The organism is Luteibacter sp. dw_328, from assembly GCF_018449605.1.
Classification (GTDB): domain Bacteria; phylum Pseudomonadota; class Gammaproteobacteria; order Xanthomonadales; family Rhodanobacteraceae; genus Luteibacter.
Genome location: NZ_JAAVUW010000001.1, coordinates 444,121 through 463,815, shown reverse-complemented (window position 1 = coordinate 463,815; position 19,695 = coordinate 444,121). Strand labels below are relative to the sequence as shown.

Genomic DNA, 19,695 nt, shown 5'->3' with positions numbered 1-19,695 from the left:
CCCTTATACCAGAGCCGGCACGCCAGGAGGGATCAGGCAGCGCGCCTGGGCAGCACCCAATCCGGACGGATGAAATGACACGTGTAACCGTTCGGATACTTCTCCAGGTAGTCCTGGTGCTCGGGTTCGGCCTCCCAGAACGGGCCCGCGGGCGACAGTTCGGTCACCGCCTTGCCCGGCCACAGGCCTGACGCATTGACGTCCGCGATGGTGTCTTCGGCGACGGCCTTCTGCTCGTCATCGAGGTAGAAGATGGCCGAACGATAGCTCTCACCCCGATCGTTCCCTTGCCGATTCAGCGTAGTCGGATCGTGGATCTGGAAGAAAAACTCGAGAATCTTGCGGTAGCTCACTTTGGCCGGATCAAACTCGATCTCGATCGCCTCGGCATGACTGCCGTGGTTACGGTAGGTCGCGTTCGGCACATCACCGCCCGAATAGCCCACGCGCGTGGCGATGACGCCGGGCTGGCGGCGAATCAGGTCCTGCATGCCCCAAAAGCAACCGCCGGCGAGAATGGCGCGCGAAGTCACAGGACACCTCCGGTTTCACTGTCGAACATGTGGATGTACTTGCCGTAGCCTTCCTTTTCGAGATCGGCGACGGGAATGAAACGCAGCGAGGCCGAGTTGATGCAGTAGCGCAGGCCACCCTGGTCACGCGGGCCATCCGGGAAGACGTGGCCCAGGTGGCTGTCGCCATTGGCCGAACGCACCTCGGTGCGAATCATGCCGTGGGTGATGTCGCGCTTCTCTTCGACATAATCCGCCTCGAGCGGGCGCGTGAAACTGGGCCAGCCGCAACCGCTATCGAACTTGTCGAAGGACGAGAACAGGGGTTCGCCCGAGACGATATCGACGTAGATACCGGGCTCCTTGTTGTCGTTGAATTCATTGTGGAACGGCCGCTCGGTGCCGCTCTGCTGAGTCACCCGGAACTGTTCGGGGGTCAGCTTGGCGAGGGCTTCGGGGGTCTTGCGATAGTCGGACATAGGGACCTCCAGAGGGATGAAGATCGGGGGCTGCAGGCCAGTTGCGGGCCCGCTCCACCGCTTGTCCAATAATGCGGTCGAACGCGATAGAAACAATAGTAAGGACTTGCCGCCGGCGGCCCAACGCCCTGCCCCTGTAGGAGCCGATTCATCGGCGAAAACCAGATCGCGACATCGTCATAGGCCTCGCTCCGCAGGAATCGCCGATAAATCGGCTCCTACAAAGAGCTAGGCAGCCGAACCGGCAGGGATGTTGGCAGCCTTACGGAGAACCTGGCCCCACCCCCTGGTGCCTCCGTCAGCCGGATATCGCCCCCATGCCGGGCAACGATCTCCTGGACGAGGTGCAACCCCAGGCCGGTCCCCACACTGCTCGGTCGCAACCGATAAAACGGCGTAAAAACCTTCGCCCGCTCTCCCTCCGGAATGCCCGGCCCCTCGTCGCTGATCTCGAACACGCCCCCTTCCATCACGGCCACGTGGATCAGCCCCCTGCCTCCCGCATGAGCGATGGCGTTCTGGATCAGGTTGGTCACCGCCCGGGACAACGAGAGGCGGTCGCCCATGATCACGACGGCATGATCGGGCGCGTCCATGGCCAGCTCGTAGCCCGCATCGAGCACCAACGGCGCCACGTCGGCACTCACTTCGCGCACGAGGGTGACCAGGTCCAGCGGCTCGAACGCCGTCACCTGCTTGCCCAGCCGCTGGAGGTCGAGCAACTGCTCGGCGATATTGGCCAGACGCGCCAGGTCGGTCAGCAGGCGCGTTCGCGCCTCACCGTGCGGCAAGGTGTCGAGGCGGGCCTCGAGAATGGCGATGGGTGCACGCAGTTCGTGCGCGGCGTCCACCAGGAAGCGGTCGCGCGCGTCATAGCCTTCGCCCAACCGCTCCAGTGCCAGGTTGAACGCACGCACCAGCGGCTGCAGTTCCCGCGGTACCGCGCCGTCCTCCAGTTGGGCGCCACGCTCGTCGATATTGATGCGCTGGGCCTGGTCGGCCACCTTGCCGACGCCGGCCATCGACCGATGGATGAGCCATGGCACGGCGACGAGCGTCACCAACACCAGTGGCAAGCCGATACGCGTGCCGAGATAAACGGAAATCTTGAAGAAAATGAGCGCGATGCCGAGGACCGGGGCGCCACCCACGATGACGTGGATCCGTCCGTGCGGCGTGTTTTCCACGACGACTCGCATGGCCAGTTCATAGGGTGCGCTCGTCGTGTGGACTTCGGAGGCTTCCAACGTAGACAGCGAACCCACCAGCGAGCGATACGCCTGCGGCACATTCCCATGGCTGAGCCGATGCCCTTGCTCGTCCTCGACCGCGAACCAGATGCGCGGTTCGCTATCGAGGACGGCGCGCATGTCGCCACCGGTGTGCAGGTGCATCGCGCCATCGTCGACGGTGACCGCGCGTGCAATGTCACGCGCCATGTCTTCGTCGATATAGGCCGCCCGCGTGTTGAGGAAGCTCCAGGTCAGCGCGGCGATGGTCGCGACCAGGATCACGATCTGCAGCACGCTGAGCCGGACACCCAGCAGGACCGTGAGCGATTTAGCCCGCCTGCTCATCGCGAACCCCCCGCAGCAGGTAGCCAATCCCGCGGATCACGTGGATCTCGACGCTCGCGTTCGCCTCCACGAGCGCCCGCCGCAACTTCGACACGTGGGCATCCAGTGCGTTCGACTGGATCGCGTCGTCGAAACCGTAGACCGCCTCCTGCAGTACCTCGCGCTGCACCGTGCGTCCATGCCGGTAGGCCAGTGCTTCGAGCAACAGGAGCTGGCGACGCTGCAGACGCAAGGGGTGTCCATCGACCACGGCCTCGCGGGCGGTGAAATCGAAGCAGAGGTTGCCAAGCATGGCCACCGGCAGGGAGATCTGCGCGGGACGCCGGGAGATGGCGCGGATGCGTGCAAGCAATTCTTCGATCGCGAACGGTTTGACCAGGTAGTCATCCGCGCCCAGATCCAGGCCCTCGATGCGGTCGGTGAGTGAACCGCGGGCAGTCAGCATGATCACCGGAAGATCGGCGTGCGTCGCCCGTGCCGTGGCCAGCAGGGTCGCGCCGTCGCCGTCGGGGAGCTGCCTGTCGAGCAGGAGCAGATCGTGAACCTTGCACTGCAAGGCCTCGGTCGCATGCGCGATATCCGGGGCGATGTCCACGAGCATGCCGTGCCGATGCAGGCCAGCCTGGAGCACAGCGGCCATCTCCGGCTCGTCTTCCACCAGCAGTATGCGCATGCAGAACCTCCCGAAGGGGCGCGATCCTAACACGAGCTAAACGCCTATCAGGCCACGCAATGTTGGGGCAATGTCCGCTCCCCAGCATTTACAACCTGTCGTCCCCTAAGAGTTCTCCCGCATGTCAGTACCCCGTTCGCGCGCCGCGTCCCTTCTCGCCCTGATCGCCGGCATCGCCCTTTCTGGCGCCGTGTCGGCGCAATCCGCAGACGACCGCGCGCCCGGCTGGAGCCTCGGTATCGGAGCCGCCTGGGCCCCCAGCCCGTATCGCAGCTACGACAACAAGGCGTTGCCCCTGCCCCTGGTGAACTACGAGGGTAAGTCGTTTTACTTCCGCGGCGTCTCCGCAGGCTACAAGCTGCTTTCGACGCCCAGCGACGAAATTTCCCTCATCGTCTCGCCATTCGCCAACCGTTTCCGCCATCAGGACACCAACAACGCGCAGCTGAAACAGCTGTCCAACCGTGACATCTCCGGTATGGCAGGCGTGGCGTGGCGGCACAAAGCGGAATGGGGCGTCGTGTCCGCCAGCGCGCAGAAGGAATTCACCGGCCACGGCGGCGGCACCCTGCTCGACGCCGGCTACAGCTACCCGCTGAAGAAAGGCGCTGTCACGTTCATCCCGACCGTGGGTGTCACGCGAAGCAACGGCGCGCTCAACGACTACTACTACGGCGTCAGCGGCCGCGAGGCGCTGCGCAGCGGCCTTCCTGCGTACCACGCCGACGGCGGCACCGCGCCGTACGTGAACCTCATGGCGAATTACCGGCTGTCGCCTTCCTGGGTCACGTCGGTCGGCATGCGCTACACCCTTCTCCCGGATGCCGTGAAAGACAGCCCCATGGTCAATGCCGACCATACCCGTAGTTTCTTCGTCTCACTCAGCCACGTGTTCTGAGCGATGGGCAACCGGATCATGCGACGGATAGCGGACCTGGCCTACGGCATCGAGCCCGATCGCCAGGCCGTGTGGGATTGGCTGCTGCTGACGCCCATCAAGGAACTGGGCGATCGCACCGCCGTGGAAGTGGCGCTCGCCGGCGAAGGCGAGCACGTGGTTTCGCTGCTCGAGGCCGTGGCGGCCGGCGAACGCAACCTCTAGTCCGACGGCTACTCGTGCATCATTGCCTGATGCACCGACATGGGCATCGGCATCATGTTGACGTTGGCGTTGTGCATCACCCAGAGCGAGCCAGCCACCACCACGGCGATCAGGAAGGTCGTGCAGGCAAAGATCGCCGTGTTCGCGCGCTGGCTTCGCGCCGAGCCGAGGTGCAGGAAGTACACCAGCTGGACGAACAACTGCGCCACGCACAGCGTGACGATGAGCGCGAGGCGCGCGCTGGCTGGAACCACGTTCGACATGACCGCGCCGAACGAGGCCAGGGTCAGGGCGACGGAAAGAATAAAACCGGACAGATAGCTCCGCATGCTGCCGTGGGCCTGGGTATCGTGACTCATGGAGTGAACTCGCGCAGATAGACGAAAGTGAAGACGCAGATCCAGATCAGGTCAAGGAAGTGCCAGAACAGGCTGAGGCAGGCCAGTCGCCGACGGACGATGCCGTCCAGGCCGAAGCGCAGCACCTGATGCATCATCACGCCCAGCCAGATCAGCCCCGACAGCACGTGCAGGCCATGGGTGCCGACCAGTCCGAAATACGCGGACAGGAAGGCGCTGCGCGACGGACCTGCGCCGTCGTGGATCAGCTCGACGAACTCATGCACTTCCATGACGATGAAGCCGAGACCGAGCAGGAAGGTCACGGCTAGCCAGCCGAGCAACACGCGACGGCGTCCCGCCGCCGCACCGAGCATGCCGGCGCCGAAGGTGAAGCTGCTCAACAACAGCAACATCGTTTCCGTCAGCACGAACGGCAGGCTGAAAAGCTCCCTGCCCCCCGGTCCGCCTGCCGTGGCGCCGGCCAGGACGCCGAACGTCGCGAACAGCGTCGCGAAGATCAGGCAGTCGCTCATCAGGTAGATCCAGAAGCCGACCGTGGTCATCGACCCGTCGTCGTGCTCCGCGTGGCCATGTCCGGCCGTGGCAAGGGTAGTGCTCATGCTCAGGCGGCCTCGTCGTAGCGTGTGGCGGCGGTAGGATGGGTCTTCGGCAGACGCGCATAGCGTGCCCGTTCGATCGCAGCGACCTCGGCGGCAGGCACGTAGTAATCCACGTCGCGGTCGTAGGTCCGCACGATGAAGGCAGCGATCATGCCGAGCAGCGAAGCGATCGCCAGCGGCCAGATGTGCCAGACCAGTGCGAAGCACAACGCGAGCGAGATGGCGGCGATGATGAAGCCCGCACCCGTGTTCCGCGGCATGTGGATGTCTTCGTACGCCGCCGGCTCGACGTACGCGGTACCCGCCTTCTTCGCATCCCAGTGCGGTTCCAGCGAGGTGATCACCGGTACGTGGGCGAAGTTGTAGAACGGCGCCGGCGAGGCGGTGGACCATTCCAGGCTACGGCCGTCCCAGGGGTCGCCCGTCATGTCGAGGTTGGCGTTCCGGTTGCGGATGCTGACGACCAGCTGGATGCCGAGCGCGGCGATGCCACAGGCAATCACCAGTGCGCCGATGAGCGCGACGACCAGCCATGGCTGCCAGGTGGGATCGTCATAGTGGTTCATGCGCCGCGTCATGCCATCCAGGCCAAGCACGTAAAGCGGCATGAAGGCGAGATAGAAACCGACCAGCCAGCACCAGAACGACACCTTGCCCCAGAGCTCGTTCAGCGTGAACCCGAACACTTTGGGGAACCAGAAGCCGATCGCGGCCAGGCAGCCGAACAGCACGCCACCGATGATCACGTTATGGAAATGCGCCACGAGGAACAGGCTGTTGTGCAGTACGAAGTCCGCGCCGGGCACGGCCAGGAGCACACCCGTCATGCCACCGATGGCGAACGTGACCATGAAGCCGATCGTCCACCAGACCGAGGAGTGGTAACGGATGCGTCCGCGGAACATGGTGAACAACCAGTTGAACAGCTTCACGCCCGTGGGTATGGAGATGATCGACGTCATGATGCCGAAGAAGGCGTTGACGTTCGCTCCCGAACCCATGGTGAAGAAGTGGTGCAGCCAGACGAAGAACGACAGCACGCCGATGGACGAGGTGGCGTATACCATCGATTTATAGCCGAACAACGGCTTGCCGGAAAACGTCGAGATGATTTCGGAGAAGGCACCGAAGCAAGGCAGGATGAGGATATAGACCTCGGGATGACCCCACACCCAGATCAGGTTGATGTACATCATCGCGTTCCCACCAAGCTCGTTGGTGAAGAAGTGCATGTCCAGGTAGCGGTCGGCGCTGAGCAGCGCGAGCGTGGCGGTCAACACGGGAAACACACCAATGATGAGGATATTGGTGATCAACGCCGTCCACGTGAATACCGGCATGCGCATCAAGGTCATGCCCGGTGCGCGCATGCGCAGGATGGTCACGACCAGGTTGATGCCGGTCAGCAGGGTGCCGAGCCCTGAAACCTGCAGCGACCATATGTAGTAATCCACACCCACCGTAGGGCTGTAACCGAGTTCCGACAGGGGCGGATACGCCACCCAGCCCGTCGCGGCGAAATCGCCCACGAACATGGACATCATCACCAGCACGGCGCCCACCGCGGACAGCCAGAAGCTAAGCGAGTTGACGAACGGAAACGCGACATCGCGCGCGCCGATCTGCAGCGGCACCACCACGTTCATCAGACCGAGGATGAGCGGCGTGGCGACGAAGAAGATCATGATCACGCCGTGGGCAGTGAAGATCTGGTCGTAATGGTGAGGTGGCAAATAGCCTGCGGAGCCGTTGGCAGCGATCGCTTGCTGTGCGCGCATCATCAGCGCGTCGGCGAAGCCGCGAAGAAGCATGACCAGCGCCAGGATGATGTACATCACCCCGATGCGCTTGTGGTCGACCGACGTCAGCCACTCGCGCCAGAGATAGGTCCACTTGCGATAGTAAGTCACGGCGGCGAGCAGGGCCGCGCCACCGAGCATCACGATAACCAGGGTACCCATGATGATGGGCTCGTGGAACGGGATGGCGGATAGATCGAGTTTGCCGAACATGGTGTTCAGTCCTTCGCCGGCGACGTTAAGGGAAGCGTTTCCGCATGCTGCGGATCGAGTACGGAGGGAATGCGGGCCACGGTGTCAGACGGGCCGCAGATTTCGCCACCGGCGGCCTTCGGCATGTATTGGTCGACCACGTGTTCGAACAAGCCGGGTTCGACCTTGCCGAACTTCCGCGCTGGCTCATGCTCGCTGGGTGCGGTGAGTGCGTGGTAGCCATCGGCAGTCAGCGCTGGCGACGACGTACGCGTGCGCTTGATCCAGTCCGCGAAGTCCGCATCGTTCACGGCGATCGTGTCGAAGCGCATGCCCGAGAAGCCGGCACCGCTATACGCTGACGACCGGCCCGCATACGTACCCACCTCATCAGCGATCAGGTGAAGCCGCGTTTCCATGCCGGCCATCGCGTAGACCTGGCTACCGAGGCGTGGAATGAAAAACGAGTTCATCAACGAGTCGGCGGTCAGGTGGAACTCGATCGGCGTGTGCGCCGGGATGACCAGTTCGTTCACCGTCGCAATGCCGTAGTCGGGATAGATGAAAAGCCACTTCCAGTTGAGCGCGACCACCTCGACCTTCACGGGCGGGCGGTCCGAAGCGAGCGCTTTGTACGGATCGAGGGCGTGCGTGCTCCGCCAGATCAGCACGGCGAGCACGGCGACGATCACGCACGGAATGGTCCACACGACCACCTCGATCGTCGTGGAGTGCGACCACTCAGGCGCATAGGTAGCCTCGGTGTTCGTCGCGCGGTATCGCCAGAAGAAGTACAGGGTCAGCGCGATCACCGGAATCACCACGAGCAACATCAGGCCCGTCGAAAGCAGGATGAGGTGACGTTCCTGGTTGCCGATGTCGCCTTTGGGATCGAACAGGGCGAGACGGCAGCCCTGAAGGAGCAGCGCGCTGCCTACGGCGGCAAGGCGCAGCGCGGGCCGGTGGATTCGGTGGAGCAGCGACGCAAACATGTATGCATCCATATAGGGATGCATCGCATACTATGCGTCTACAATATCCATACATCGGTGGCATTGTGACGCGGACAACCTCCATACAAGGGCTCGACTGGGCGGCGGCGCTCGACGAAGAGGGCCCGCGCTACCTGCAGGTGGTTCGCTTCATGGAAAGGGCCATCACCGACGGACGGCTGCGGCCGGGGGATCGCCTTCCGCCCCAACGCCAGCTGGCGACGGCACTCGGCATGGACCTGACCACGGTGACCCGGGCGTACGCGGAAGCCCGCCAACGCAAATTGCTGCACGCCAACGGCGCCATGGGAACCTTCGTCTCCGCGCCACGGTTCGATACCGCCCAGGTCGTGGACCTTGGCATGAATATCCCGCCCCCGCCCCGGGGCGTGGACCTCACGGCCTTGCTCAAGCGCGGCGTGGACCAGGTACTGACCCATACCGATTCGCACCTGTTGATGAGCTACCACCCAGGCGGCGGCAGTGATGTCGATCGCGCCGCCGGCGTCGCGTGGCTCGCCCCGATGCTGGGACGGCTGGAGAACGCGCGCGTCGTGACCTGCCCCGGCGCACAGGCGGCCCTTGCGGGGCTGCTTCTGGCCCTGAGCGATGCTGGCGACACCGTACTGACCGAACCGGTGTTGTACCCGGGCATGATCAGCGCCGCCGCGCATCTGGGCCGACGACTCGTTGCCGTGGAAAGCGACGCCGAGGGCATGCTTCCCGATGCCCTTGACGAGGCGACCCTCGCGCATAAGGCACGCGTCATCTATCTCAACCCTACCCTGCGCAATCCGACGGCGACGAGCATGCCTGCGACACGCCGCGAACAGCTCGTCGCGGTAGCGCGAAAGCGCGACCTGCGCATCATCGAAGATGACCCCTATTGGCCTTTGTGCCGGGCGGCGCCGCCACCGATCGCACGCCTCGCGCCGGAGCGGACCTGTTACATCGCCACCCTGTCGAAAGCGTTGACGCCCGGCCTGCGCACCGCTTACGTCGTGACGCCGGATGCCTCGTCGCGCTCGGCGTTCCTGGGTAGCCTGCGCGCGGTAACCCTGATGTCGACGCCGGTCATGACGTCACTGGCGACCCAATGGATTCACGACGGCACGGCTGCGACCTTGCTCGATGGCGTGCGTGCCGAAGCAGGCGAGCGGCAGTCCATGGCGGCGCGGATACTCCGCCCGGCGAACCTGCTCACCGGTGCGGAAGCCCCCGCCGCCGAAGGCATTCATCTTTGGCTACCACTGCCGGGACGGTGGACGGCACGTGCGCTGACGATGACAGCGCGCCTGGAAGGCCTCGCTGTCACACCGTCGGATGCGTTCTCGTCGGGTGCCCCGCAGGAGCAGGCGATCCGCATTTCGCTGGGCGGCGTGAAAGATCGCGTGCGTCTGAAGCAAGGGCTCGATCGGCTGATGCAGTTGATGGAGAGCGGTGATGAGGGCGCTGATTCGGTCGTTATTTAGCCGATTACATGAACCCGTCAGGCAGCGATATCCTCAACCCACACATGCCCCGCCTGCTGCAAAAGCGCACGCGCCGACTCCGGACCCCACGTGCCCGCCTCATAGCTGTCCGGACCCTTCGTATCCTGGCTCCAACCCTCGAGGATCGGCGTGACCCACTGCCAGGCGGCTTCGGTCTCGTCCTTGCGCACGAACAACGCCGGGCTACCCTTGACCGCATCGAGCATCAGGCCCTCATACGAGTCGCGGTAACGAATCCGTTCCGGCTGACCGAGCTTCGATAGCGCATCGACTTCGTCCAGGCCGAAGCTGTTGCCCGGGTGCTTGACGAACAGCGGCAGGGTGACGCTCTCGTTCGGCTGCACCCGGATGACCAGGCGGCTGCCCGGACGCGCCTCACCGAACAGACCGGGCTCACCGGCGCGGAACTGCACCACCACCTCGGTTACCTTCTCCGGCATGCGCTTGCCCGAGCGCAGATAGAACGGCACGCCCTGCCAACGCTCGTTATCGATCTCCGCCTTGAGCGCAACGAAGGTTTCCGTGTTGCTCTCGGTCTCGCCCGGCAGTTCCTCACGATATGCGGGCACCGACTTGCCGCCGGCCGTGCCCTGCACGTACTGGCCACGAGCGACATTGGCGCGCAGGTTGTTGCGATCGAGCGGCTTGAGCGACTTCAACACGCGCACCTTCTCGTCGCGCAGGGCGTCGGCATCGAGCGAGCCCGGGCGCTCCATGGCCACCACGGTCAGCACCTGCAGCAGGTGGTTCTGGATCATGTCGCGCAGGGCGCCAGAGCCGTCGTAGTAGCCGCCGCGACCCTCGAGGCCCACGGTCTCCGCGGCGGTGATCTGCACGTAGTCGATCGACTCGCGGTCCCACATGCGCTCGAGCATCGGGTTGGCGAAGCGGAGCGCGATGATGTTCTGCACCGCTTCCTTGCCCAGGTAATGATCGATGCGGAAGATGCTGTTTTCCGGGAAGTAGCGGCCGACGTTCTCGTTGACCTTGCGCGCGGTGTCCAGGTCGGTGCCGATCGGCTTCTCCAGCACGATGCGCGAGGTCTCACTGCGCAGGCCTTTCTCGGAGACATTGCGGGCGATGTCGCCGTAGAGATCCGGCGCGGTCGCCAGGTAAAACACGCGGACGCGATCGGCGCTGGCGTTGGACTCGAGAAGGCTCTTCAGGCCGTCCCAGTTACCGGTCGATTCCGCGCCATTGAGGCTTACATAGTGAACCAGGCGGAGGAACCGGTTTACCGTCGCGTCGATCAACTCGTCGGCGCGGACATGTTCACTCAACGCTTTGCGGGCGCGCTCACGGTAGGTCTCGTCATCCAGCGGCGAACGCGCCGTGCCGACGATACGCGAGTCCGCGGTGATCTGGCCTTCGGCGAAACGGCGGTACAGCGCGGGCAGCAGCTTGCGCATGGTGAGATCGCCGGTGGCGCCGAAGATCACGTAATCGAAGGAAGCGACGGGTTCGAGCTGGGTTGAAGCGGTCATGGCGAAAGATTTCCGGGGAGGCTGGAGATGGGGCGGCGCACTCGCCGTCACGGGACGGATGAATGATGCGGTGCCGCAGCGCCCTTTCAAGTGCCTCGATCTAAATGAATCTTGCGTGGGCGGCATAAGTGTTATGACCGGCCACGTATGACAGGTGGTGACATAGCGTCCCCATGCATGGCTGGAGCTATTTCATCCAACCACCAGGGAACACCGAACCATGAGCAAGCTGAAAGAGAAAGTCGCGGTCGTCACGGGCGCTTCCAAGGGCATCGGCGCCGCCATTGCCAAGTCGCTGGCTGCCGAGGGCGCCGCCGTCGTCGTCAACTACGCCTCGAGCAAGGCCGGTGCCGACAAGGTCGTCGCCGAGATCCAGGCCGCGGGTGGCAAGGCCATCGCCGTCGGTGGCGACGTGTCCAAGCAGAAAGATGCCGAGGGCATCGTCAATGCCGCCATCGAACACTTTGGCCGTCTGGACATCCTTGTGAACAACTCGGGCGTCTACGAGTTCGCCTCGATCGACACGACGACCGAAGAACTGTTCCACCGCACCTTCAACGTCAACGTGCTCGGCGTGATCCAGGTCAGCCAGGCTGCTTCGAAGCACCTCGGCAAGGGCGGCAGCATCATCAACATCGGTTCGGCCGTGACTCGCATCACGCCCGCCGAGAGCGCCGTCTACACGGGTACCAAGGGCGCCGTCGACGCTATCACCGGCGTGCTTTCCCGCGAACTGGGTCCGCGCGGCATCCGTGTGAACTCGGTCAACCCGGGCATGGTGCAGACCGAAGGCACCGAGACGGCCGGCTTCATCGGTTCGGACTTCGAGGCCTGGGCCGCCGGCCAGACCCCGCTCGGCCGCATTGGCCAGGTAGGCGACATCGCGCCGATCGTCACCTTCCTTGCCTCGGACGACGCAGGCTGGCTGACCGGCGAGCTGATCGTCGCGTCGGGTGGCATGCGCTAAGCGTCAAAAGCATCGCCGATAAATCGGCACCTACCGAGCGGGGTGTCGTTCCCCGCTTGGGTTGCGCCCCGCCTGGGCCGTGCCCTGCTTGGGCCGTGCCTGCCCGGTAGGAGCCGATTCATCGGCGAAGCTCTTCGCCTCAATCCACCTCAACCCACCTCAATCCGCCGAATCCCCCAGCCCATAAAGCTCCGGGTGCAGAAACGGAGCCATCGCCAGCACCAAGGCCTGCGTGTACGCGCCTTCGCGCGTCGCATGCCCGTTGGTGACCAGGCCGATCGCCCCGCCCTGCTGCTTGATGTTGACCGTGCCGAACAACCGGTCCATGACATGGCCGAGTTCTTCGCCGTCGAGCAAGGCTTCATACACGGCCGGTGGCAGCGGCAACCATGCGCTACAGCCGACCGACACATAGCCAAGGCTGGCTATCGCGACATAGCCGAACGTGCCGGGGCCATCCTCGGTCACATCCACGCCGCCCTCAAGGGCGACGTAGAAATCCGCGTCTCCGTGTTGCCGGCAGAAGTTCATCCGGTTGACCGCACCTTGGCGAGTCTCTGCGGCGGTCATCGGCTGGTCGGGCACGCCGGACGGTGCGTGCATACCCTCGCATTCCAATAGCCTGCCGGGAAACAGCGGCGCCAGTGCATTGCGCACAGCGCCGATCTTGACGGGGTTGCGCGAACCGACGAGTACGCGGATCGGCGCCGTAGTGTTGGCGGACATCGACGGAAACCTGTTGGGGACGGCTGCGATACTACCAGCCGCACCCAGCACTTTAGAGCCGGAAACCGCCGACTACCTCTTCCAGCCTATGCGTCTGTTCTTCCATCGCCTTGGCTGCCGCGGCAGCTTCTTCAACAAGGGCCGCGTTCTGCTGCGTCATGTCGTCCAGCTGGGTCACCGTGCGGCTGACCTCATCGATGCCCTGGCTCTGCTCCTGGCTGGCAGCCATGATCTCTTCCATGAAGGCGGCAACACGGGTGACGTTGCCCGTGAGCTCACTCATGCTCGCACCGGTGCGCTTGACCAGCTCGGCGCCAAGTGACACGTCGTCCGCCGACCCGGCAATCAGCGCCTTGATGTCACGCGCTGCCGATGCCGAACTCTGCGCGAGGCTGCGCACTTCACCGGCGACCACCGCAAAACCACGCCCCTGCTCGCCAGCGCGTGCCGCTTCCACCGCCGCGTTCAGTGCGAGCAGGTTGGTCTGGAAGGCGATGCCATCGATGACGCTGACGATATCGGCGATCTTCGCCGACGAGTCGCTGATCGCGCCCATCGTCGTGACCACCTGGGCGACGACATCGCTGCCACGATGCGCCGCGGCGGCGGCGGCGCGCGCCAGTGTATTGGCCTGCTTGGCGTTCTCGGCGTTCTGTCGCACCGTAGCGGTGAGCTCTTCCATCGAGGCCGCGGTTTCTTCCAGCGAGCTGGCCTGCTCCTCGGTGCGCTGCGAGAGATCCATGTTGCCGCTGGCGATCTGGGTGGCCGCCGACGAGATCGCCGTCGAGCTCGATTGCACGCGGCGCATCATGTCCTGCAGGCGGGCAATGAAACGGTTGAAGCTGTCGACCACGGCGTTGTACTCGCTACCGCTGCCCGCAGGCAGGCGACGTGCGAGGTCGGCTTCGCCCGAATTGAGCTCTTCGATGTTGTCCTTCAACGTGTCCAGCTGTTTCATCAGCAGGCGAATACCGAAGATGAGCGCCGCCAGCAGCAGAAGGGCGAGCGGTAGCTGCACTTCGGCCAGCTTGGTCATGATCCGGCTGCTGTCCTGTGTGAGCAGGCGCGTGGGCAGGCTCGTCGCAAGCACCCATGGTGTCCCCACGATCGGTCGCAGGAACAGCGTCTGCGATTCGCCGTCCACGTAGTCGCGCTCGACCTGCTTTGCCTTGCCCAGCTCGGGCATGGCGTCCTTGACCTGCGCGATCATCGGCGACGTCGCCGCGAGGTCGGCCAGCTTTTTCAGGACGATCTCGTCCTTGATATAGGTGGTGTTACTGACGATCGTACCGTTCGGCTCGACGATCAGGATCTGGCCATGCACCTTGCCTTCCATGTCGGCGACGAGACGATTGAAGAAGCCCAACGTGACATCCACCGTGGAGACGCCGAAGATCTCGTCGCCCTGGTAGATGGCCATGGCGCAATTCGTGCGCGGCTGCGCACTGGCGGCGTCCTTATAGGCGTCCGCCCAGAGGCAATGTCCGCGCGGCGCGGTCAGGCCGTTCTTGTACCAGCTCTGCTCCCAGTACTTCAGGGCATCGGGCTGGTTCCAGTGGGTGTTGACGACAAGCTTGCCGGTGGCGGCATCGCGCGCGAAGAACGTGCTGTCACGCTCCTTCGTGGCCTCGCGCTTGAACGGCAACGGCCAGATACCGCCGCCAAATACGTCCTGGTCGCCGTACTGGTCGACAAGGCCAGGCTGCAACCGGTCGATCGAGGCGCTGTCCATCAGCGCCACGCTCTGCGTGATGCTGCGCTGCTGCGCCTCGACCTGGTGCAGCTTGTTGGTGATGGCAAGACCAATCTCGTCCACATTGCGACCGACCAGTTCGGCCTCGCTGCGACGAAGGTCGGGCGTCACGTACAGCCGGATCACAACGAAGGTCAGGACGACGAGCGCAAGAAAATACGCCAGGACGAAGGCGGTATACCTTGTCTGGGTGGAACGAAAAAGATTCACGAAGGCGGCCGGATCGGGGATGTGGAACACCCATTTCGGCGCGACTTCGCGTTTCTTTAGGCCGAAAGCACCTAGCCGAGCGCGCCGTCGACCATCGCCTGGGCCTCTTCAAGCACCTTGGCCAGATGTTCCTTGCCACGGAAGCTCTCGCCGTAGACCTTGTAGATGTCCTCGGTTCCTGACGGCCGGGCCGCAAACCAGGCCTGATCCGACATGACCTTGATGCCGCCGATCGCCTGCCCGTTGGCCTGGTTCACGATCGCGACGATGGGGTCGCCGGCCAGCGTCTTCGAGGTGACCTGCTCGGGGGCCAACTTGGACAGGCGGCTCTTCTGGGCATGGGTGGCGGGCGCATCGATACGCGCGTTGGCGGGATCGCCCAGCGTGTCGGTGATCTGGCGGTATATCAGGCCGGGATCGCGCCCCAGCTTCGCCGTCATTTCACCCGCCAACAGTGCCGCGGCGATGCCGTCCTTGTCGGTCGACCAGGCCGCCGCGTTTCGAGTCAGGAACGAGGCACCCGCGCTTTCTTCGCAGCCGAAGCCCAGGCTGCCGTCGTAGAGGCCTGAAACGAAATACTTGAAGCCCACGGGCACCTCGAGCAACGGCCGGCGCAGATGCTTCGCGATACGATCGAGCAGCCCCGTACTCACGGCGGTCTTGCCCACGGCGGCGTCATCGCGCCAGCCCGGACGGTTCTGGAACAGGTACCACGCCGCCGTGGCGAGGTAGCTGTTCGCCTGCATGAGCCCTGCGCTGGGTGCGACGACACCGTGGCGGTCGTGGTCGGTGTCACAGGCGAAGGCGACGTCGAACTTGTCCTTGAGCCCGATGAGGCGCTGCATGGCGTACGACGACGACGGATCCATGCGAACGCGTCCGTCCCAGTCCAGCGACATGAAGGAGAACGTGGGGTCGACCACGTCACTGACGACCGTGAGATCCAGCCCGTAGCGCTCGCCGATCATCCCCCAGTAGTGCACACCGGCGCCGCCGAGTGGATCCACCCCCATGCGAACGCCGCTGCCGCGGATCACCTCGAGGTCGAGCACGTCGCCCAGGTCTTCTACGTAGCGCTCGCGGAAATCGTACTCGCGCGTCGTGGCGGCCTGCCGCGCCTGTGCGAACGTAAAGCGCTTCACGTCGCGAATATCGCCCTCGATCAGCACGTTCGCACGCGCAGCGATCCATGAGGTGGCATCGGTGTCCGCGGGACCGCCATGGGGAGGGTTGTATTTGATGCCGCCGCTTTCGGGCGGGTTATGTGACGGCGTGATCACGATGCCATCGGCCTTGCCGCGGTCGCGCCCATGATTGAACGCAAGAATGGCATGCGACACGGCAGGCGTCGGCGTGAACTCGCCGGCCGTCGACACAAGCGCCTGGACGCCGTTCGCGGCAAGCACCTCGAGGGTGCTCTCGTAGGCGGGCCCGGACAGCGCGTGGGTGTCGATGCCGACGAAGAGAGGACCGTCGATACCCGCCTGCGCCCGGTACTCGCAGATAGCCTGCACCACGGCCCAGACGTGCCACTCGTTGAACGAGCGATCGAAGGAGGAACCTCGGTGACCGGACGTTCCGAACACCACGCGCTGCTCGGGGACCGAAGGGTCCGGCCGCAGATCGTGGTAGGCGGCAAGGAGCGCAGCGATGTCGACCGACGGAACTTCTGTTGCGGGCTTGCCCGCGAACGGACTGATCTTGGCGCTCACCGATGCTATCTCCTTGGACGGTGCCCACGCGGCACCTCGACCCGACATTGTAGGCCGCGTCATGTGATGGGTTGTCAACGTTTTCAGAATTCTTCCATGGTCCGGGCGTTGTCCTGCCGCTATCGTCACGGCGGTCCCTCGCCCAGGCGTCTTAGAGTCGCAACCGATCGATGTACTCGAAGATCTCCGCGTCCGTCTCGAGTCCGAGCTTGCGCATCGCATTGGTCTTCTGCTGGCTGATGGTCGACAGGCCCCGCCCGGTTTCCCGGGCGATGTCCGTCACGCTGTTGCCGCCGGCGAACAGGCGAAGGATGGTCAACTCTCGTGGTGACAGGTCTGCCAGGGTTCCCGACTTTCCCATCGGCGTGCCCGGCGGTGCACCGAGTAACGCCCGTACCGATGATCCGAGGTAGACATGGTTCGACACGATCTCCACCAGCGCCTCCGGAATTTCCCGTGCATCGCCGGATTTGCCGATCAAGCCGCGGACACCCGTCGCAAGGATTTCGCGGTAAAGAGCCGGGTTGGCAAGCGTCGTGATGACCATCACCGGCATCTCGGGAAAGCGCGCGCGCACGTCGGCGAGCAGCGCCAGGCCGTCGCGACCCGGCGCGGGCATGCTGAAGTCGGTGATCAGTGCATCGCAAGCCACTTCACCAAGCAGCGCGAGCAGTTCGTCGGGCGATTGCGCTTCGCCGACAATGGTCGCGAGACCGTCTTTTGCCAACGCCAGGCTGAGGCCTTTAAGCACGACGGGGTGATCGTCGGCCAGGATAACGCGGTACACCATGAGTGATCCTTTCCCGATGTGCGGTCCCTACCGTGGCAAGCGTTTCCGGGGCGCCACCTACGGGGCGCGAAGTTGAGCACATCGCACCCGCGTACGCCAAGCTCGCGACACGCGTTCGCGTGCCTCTCGCGACGACTCGGACGCCTTGTTTCCCGATTCCGTCGGCACCGCGCGATCGATGACCTGCCCGCGCTACTCGCCCACCTCGGTCGTCGCTATGCCCCCCTGGCCCGCGCCCGCCAAACGACACTGGAACTGGACGTGGACCCTGCCGTGGCGCCCGATCTGACGGGTGCGATGGATGAACTGGGAGGCGTCGTCGGTTACCTGCTGGAGCGTGCGATCGATGTCGCCGCAGGTGGCTACGCCGCCCTGCAGGTCGACCTCGTGGGCGAGACGCGGACCAGCCAGACGGTGCATCTCACCGTCGCCGATGATGGCGAAGCCACGACGGCCAGCGATCCGAAATTCCTCATACCCGCCGCCACCCTCGCGCACCTTGGCGGTCGGCTCCAGATCGAGTCGGGCGCCGACTTCGGTACGCGCGTCATCGTCGAAATGACCTTTTCGATGCCACGACGCGTGCCGCACGTCGACATCGAGGCGCTCAGGTGCACCCTCGGAGGCCAGGCGGCACTGGCCGAAGTGATCGCATCGCTGGACCATGCGCTTAGCCGCGACCTCGCCGATCTCGACGGCCTGCTGGCGAAGGCTGGCAGCGACCATCTCCAGGCCTGGCTACATCGCGTGGCGGGCGTGCTCGGTATGGCCGAAGCCAGCGGCCTGGCGCAGGTCGGGTTGCTGTTGGAGCGTGATCTCGCCAACGGCCGCCACGAAGCGATCGACCGTTCGGTCCGTGACTTCGGCGATGACGCCGCGGCCATCCTGGACCTGCTACGCGAACACCGCGACAGCGATCGGCTATAGTTTCACGGCCGTGAATACCCTGCCCGCCCAAGAGACCGACGACCCGCTTCGCGCGTTCCTGCAGACGTACTCGCGCCTGTTCGTCGTCACGGGTGCGGGCATCAGCACGGACTCAGGCATTCCCGACTACCGCGATGTCCAGGGCGCCTGGAAACGCAGCCCGCCGATGACCCTGCAGATGTTCATGAGCGGTCCGCCCGCGCGGGCACGGTACTGGGCGCGGGGCATGATCGGCTGGCGACACTTTGGTAGCGTGCAGCCGAACGTGGCCCATCGAGCCCTTGCCGCCATGGAGCACACCGGGCGCATCGAGCTGTTGCTCACGCAGAATGTCGACGGCCTGCATGAGGCCGCCGGGAGCATCAACGTCGTGGATCTGCACGGGCGGCTCGACCGCGTGCGCTGCATGCAATGCGGGGATATCACCCGTCGCGACACCATGCAGTCACGACTTGAAGCCGCCAACCCAACGTGGCTGGACCTTCATGCCACCATCGCACCCGACGGCGACGCCGATCTCGACGGGGTGGACTTCTCCCACTTCGAGATTCCCGCATGCACAGTGTGTGGCGGGATCCTCAAGCCCGATGTCGTGTACTTCGGCGAGAACGTGCCGCGCGCACGTGTCGACACCGCGTGGGCTCATCTGGGCCGGGCAGATGCCATGCTCGTGGTGGGCTCATCGCTGATGGTCTATTCGGGTTACCGCTTCGTGCTCGAAGCCTCCCGGCGCGGGCTACCCATCGCGTCGGTCAACCTCGGTGTGACACGCGCCGATGCACTGCTGACGCTGAAGATCGAGCAATCGTGCGCGGAAGCGCTCGCGCCTTACGCTTAGCGTCGCGCGCGAAAGAACTGGCGCAGCATGTCACTGGCGGGTCCGGCTTCCAGACCACCCTGTACGTCCACCCGGTGGTTGTGCCGATCGGAAACCAGCGTATCGAACACACTGCCCGCCGCGCCTGTCTTGGGGTCTGTTGCCCCGAACACGACACGGCCGACGCGGGCATGCACCATGGCCATGGCACACATGGCGCAAGGCTCCAGCGTCACATACAGCGTGGACCCCGGAAAACGATAGTTCGACACCGCCTGCCCCGCCGCTCGCAAGGCCTGGATCTCCGCGTGCGCGGTCGGATCGTTGAGCGTGATATTCCGGTTCCAGCCTTCGCCGACCGCCACGCCATCCATGACCAGCACGGCGCCCACGGGCACCTCACCTTCGGCGTCGCGCGCGTGCTCGGCCAGCGCGAGTGCGCGCGCCATCCACGCACGGTCGGCGTCGGTGAAGGAGTCGGTCGGAACCGGCAGGATGTCGGGGATGATGGACAAACGATGTTTCCGTT

Annotated in this window: 20 protein-coding genes; 6 read left to right on the top strand and 14 right to left on the bottom strand. The window is 64.4% G+C overall.

All coding sequences use genetic code 11. The annotated features are described in order from the left end of the window. Positions 1-32: 32 nt before the first annotated feature. The 4 genes from msrA to HB634_RS02110 all read right to left on the bottom strand — a co-directional run bounded on the left by msrA (position 33) and on the right by HB634_RS02110 (position 3,241). The gene (gene msrA / locus HB634_RS02125; RefSeq protein WP_063572768.1) at positions 33-533 is read right to left on the bottom strand and encodes a peptide-methionine (S)-S-oxide reductase MsrA; all 501 of its coding nucleotides are present in this window, start codon (positions 531-533) and stop codon (positions 33-35) included. Next, positions 530-991, bottom strand: coding sequence for a peptide-methionine (R)-S-oxide reductase MsrB (gene msrB / locus HB634_RS02120; RefSeq protein ID WP_213947335.1), 462 nt, complete (start codon positions 989-991; stop codon positions 530-532). The genes msrA and msrB overlap by 4 nt, the downstream gene beginning before the upstream one ends. 218 nt (positions 992-1,209) lie before the next feature. After that, positions 1,210-2,568, bottom strand: a complete 1,359-nt coding sequence (locus HB634_RS02115; RefSeq protein WP_213947334.1) for a HAMP domain-containing sensor histidine kinase — start codon at positions 2,566-2,568, stop codon at positions 1,210-1,212. After that, the gene (locus HB634_RS02110; protein ID WP_063573911.1) at positions 2,552-3,241 is read right to left on the bottom strand and encodes a response regulator transcription factor; all 690 of its coding nucleotides are present in this window, start codon (positions 3,239-3,241) and stop codon (positions 2,552-2,554) included. The genes HB634_RS02115 and HB634_RS02110 overlap by 17 nt, the downstream gene beginning before the upstream one ends. A 121-nt stretch (positions 3,242-3,362) precedes the next feature. Here HB634_RS02110 and HB634_RS02105 point away from each other — a divergent pair, with 121 nt between their 5' ends. Together HB634_RS02105 and HB634_RS02100 are read left to right on the top strand one after the other, a co-directional pair. After that, positions 3,363-4,139: a MipA/OmpV family protein gene (locus tag HB634_RS02105; RefSeq protein WP_213947333.1), complete on the top strand. Its 777-nt coding sequence runs from the start codon at positions 3,363-3,365 to the stop codon at positions 4,137-4,139. An 18-nt stretch (positions 4,140-4,157) separates the two neighbouring features. Further along, positions 4,158-4,343, top strand: coding sequence for a hypothetical protein (locus HB634_RS02100; protein WP_213947332.1), 186 nt, complete (start codon positions 4,158-4,160; stop codon positions 4,341-4,343). Between the two features lie 8 nt (positions 4,344-4,351). Here HB634_RS02100 and cyoD read toward each other — a convergent pair whose 3' ends face one another. From cyoD to cyoA, 4 genes are read right to left on the bottom strand one after another with little or no spacing between them, the layout of a single operon-like run. Next, complete coding sequence (gene cyoD, locus HB634_RS02095; protein ID WP_213947331.1) at positions 4,352-4,702, bottom strand: cytochrome o ubiquinol oxidase subunit IV; 351 nt, start codon at positions 4,700-4,702, stop codon at positions 4,352-4,354. Continuing rightward, entirely contained in the window at positions 4,699-5,247 is a 549-nt protein-coding gene (gene cyoC, locus HB634_RS02090; protein WP_255548362.1) for a cytochrome o ubiquinol oxidase subunit III, read from the bottom strand. Before cyoC ends, cyoD begins: the two co-directional genes overlap by 4 nt. A 59-nt stretch (positions 5,248-5,306) precedes the next feature. Next, positions 5,307-7,316: a cytochrome o ubiquinol oxidase subunit I gene (gene cyoB / locus HB634_RS02085; protein WP_213947329.1), complete on the bottom strand. Its 2,010-nt coding sequence runs from the start codon at positions 7,314-7,316 to the stop codon at positions 5,307-5,309. Between the two features lie 5 nt (positions 7,317-7,321). Next, the gene (cyoA, locus tag HB634_RS02080; protein WP_255548317.1) at positions 7,322-8,287 is read right to left on the bottom strand and encodes a ubiquinol oxidase subunit II; all 966 of its coding nucleotides are present in this window, start codon (positions 8,285-8,287) and stop codon (positions 7,322-7,324) included. Between the two features lie 65 nt (positions 8,288-8,352). Here cyoA and HB634_RS02075 point away from each other — a divergent pair, with 65 nt between their 5' ends. Beyond that, positions 8,353-9,759, top strand: a complete 1,407-nt coding sequence (locus HB634_RS02075) for a PLP-dependent aminotransferase family protein (RefSeq protein WP_345777450.1) — start codon at positions 8,353-8,355, stop codon at positions 9,757-9,759. A gap of 17 nt (positions 9,760-9,776) precedes the next feature. Here the strand turns inward: HB634_RS02075 and zwf are convergent, their stop codons facing one another. Beyond that, the gene (gene zwf, locus HB634_RS02070; protein WP_213947327.1) at positions 9,777-11,264 is read right to left on the bottom strand and encodes a glucose-6-phosphate dehydrogenase; all 1,488 of its coding nucleotides are present in this window, start codon (positions 11,262-11,264) and stop codon (positions 9,777-9,779) included. Between the two features lie 220 nt (positions 11,265-11,484). Here zwf and HB634_RS02065 point away from each other — a divergent pair, with 220 nt between their 5' ends. Continuing rightward, on the top strand, positions 11,485-12,231 hold the full coding sequence (locus HB634_RS02065; protein ID WP_213947326.1) for a glucose 1-dehydrogenase: 747 nt from the start codon (positions 11,485-11,487) through the stop codon (positions 12,229-12,231). A 159-nt stretch (positions 12,232-12,390) separates the two neighbouring features. Here the strand turns inward: HB634_RS02065 and yjjX are convergent, their stop codons facing one another. From yjjX to HB634_RS02045, 4 genes are all read right to left on the bottom strand, one after another. After that, complete coding sequence (gene yjjX, locus HB634_RS02060; RefSeq protein WP_213947325.1) at positions 12,391-12,957, bottom strand: inosine/xanthosine triphosphatase; 567 nt, start codon at positions 12,955-12,957, stop codon at positions 12,391-12,393. A gap of 52 nt (positions 12,958-13,009) precedes the next feature. Continuing rightward, on the bottom strand, positions 13,010-14,920 hold the full coding sequence (locus HB634_RS23005) for a methyl-accepting chemotaxis protein (RefSeq protein ID WP_345777449.1): 1,911 nt from the start codon (positions 14,918-14,920) through the stop codon (positions 13,010-13,012). Positions 14,921-14,991: 71 nt separating this feature from the next. Further along, positions 14,992-16,632: a phosphoglucomutase (alpha-D-glucose-1,6-bisphosphate-dependent) gene (pgm, locus tag HB634_RS02050; RefSeq protein WP_213947324.1), complete on the bottom strand. Its 1,641-nt coding sequence runs from the start codon at positions 16,630-16,632 to the stop codon at positions 14,992-14,994. Between the two features lie 151 nt (positions 16,633-16,783). Further along, on the bottom strand, positions 16,784-17,422 hold the full coding sequence (locus HB634_RS02045; RefSeq protein WP_063573082.1) for a response regulator transcription factor: 639 nt from the start codon (positions 17,420-17,422) through the stop codon (positions 16,784-16,786). A 72-nt stretch (positions 17,423-17,494) separates the two neighbouring features. Here HB634_RS02045 and HB634_RS02040 point away from each other — a divergent pair, with 72 nt between their 5' ends. Then, the gene (locus tag HB634_RS02040; RefSeq protein ID WP_213947323.1) at positions 17,495-18,349 is read left to right on the top strand and encodes a hypothetical protein; all 855 of its coding nucleotides are present in this window, start codon (positions 17,495-17,497) and stop codon (positions 18,347-18,349) included. A gap of 19 nt (positions 18,350-18,368) precedes the next feature. Beyond that, entirely contained in the window at positions 18,369-19,187 is an 819-nt protein-coding gene (locus tag HB634_RS02035) for an NAD-dependent protein deacetylase (protein ID WP_345777462.1), read from the top strand. Here HB634_RS02035 and tadA read toward each other — a convergent pair. Beyond that, the gene (gene tadA / locus HB634_RS02030; RefSeq protein WP_345777461.1) at positions 19,184-19,675 is read right to left on the bottom strand and encodes a tRNA adenosine(34) deaminase TadA; all 492 of its coding nucleotides are present in this window, start codon (positions 19,673-19,675) and stop codon (positions 19,184-19,186) included. The two genes, HB634_RS02035 and tadA, sit on opposite strands and share 4 nt — an antisense overlap. Positions 19,676-19,695: the final 20 nt, after the last annotated feature.

Coding starts and splice junctions, on each gene's coding strand:
- msrB (WP_213947335.1), bottom strand. CDS start 991: ATGTCCGACTATCGCAAGACCCCCGAAGCCCTCGCCAAGCTGACCCCC.
- HB634_RS02115 (WP_213947334.1), bottom strand. CDS start 2,568: ATGAGCAGGCGGGCTAAATCGCTCACGGTCCTGCTGGGTGTCCGGCTC.
- HB634_RS02110 (WP_063573911.1), bottom strand. CDS start 3,241: ATGCGCATACTGCTGGTGGAAGACGAGCCGGAGATGGCCGCTGTGCTC.
- HB634_RS02105 (WP_213947333.1), top strand. CDS start 3,363: ATGTCAGTACCCCGTTCGCGCGCCGCGTCCCTTCTCGCCCTGATCGCC.
- HB634_RS02100 (WP_213947332.1), top strand. CDS start 4,158: ATGCGACGGATAGCGGACCTGGCCTACGGCATCGAGCCCGATCGCCAG.
- cyoD (WP_213947331.1), bottom strand. CDS start 4,702: ATGAGTCACGATACCCAGGCCCACGGCAGCATGCGGAGCTATCTGTCC.
- cyoC (WP_255548362.1), bottom strand. CDS start 5,247: ATGACCACGGTCGGCTTCTGGATCTACCTGATGAGCGACTGCCTGATC.
- cyoB (WP_213947329.1), bottom strand. CDS start 7,316: ATGTTCGGCAAACTCGATCTATCCGCCATCCCGTTCCACGAGCCCATC.
- cyoA (WP_255548317.1), bottom strand. CDS start 8,287: ATGTTTGCGTCGCTGCTCCACCGAATCCACCGGCCCGCGCTGCGCCTT.
- zwf (WP_213947327.1), bottom strand. CDS start 11,264: ATGACCGCTTCAACCCAGCTCGAACCCGTCGCTTCCTTCGATTACGTG.
- HB634_RS02065 (WP_213947326.1), top strand. CDS start 11,485: ATGAGCAAGCTGAAAGAGAAAGTCGCGGTCGTCACGGGCGCTTCCAAG.
- yjjX (WP_213947325.1), bottom strand. CDS start 12,957: ATGTCCGCCAACACTACGGCGCCGATCCGCGTACTCGTCGGTTCGCGC.
- HB634_RS02045 (WP_063573082.1), bottom strand. CDS start 17,422: ATGGTGTACCGCGTTATCCTGGCCGACGATCACCCCGTCGTGCTTAAA.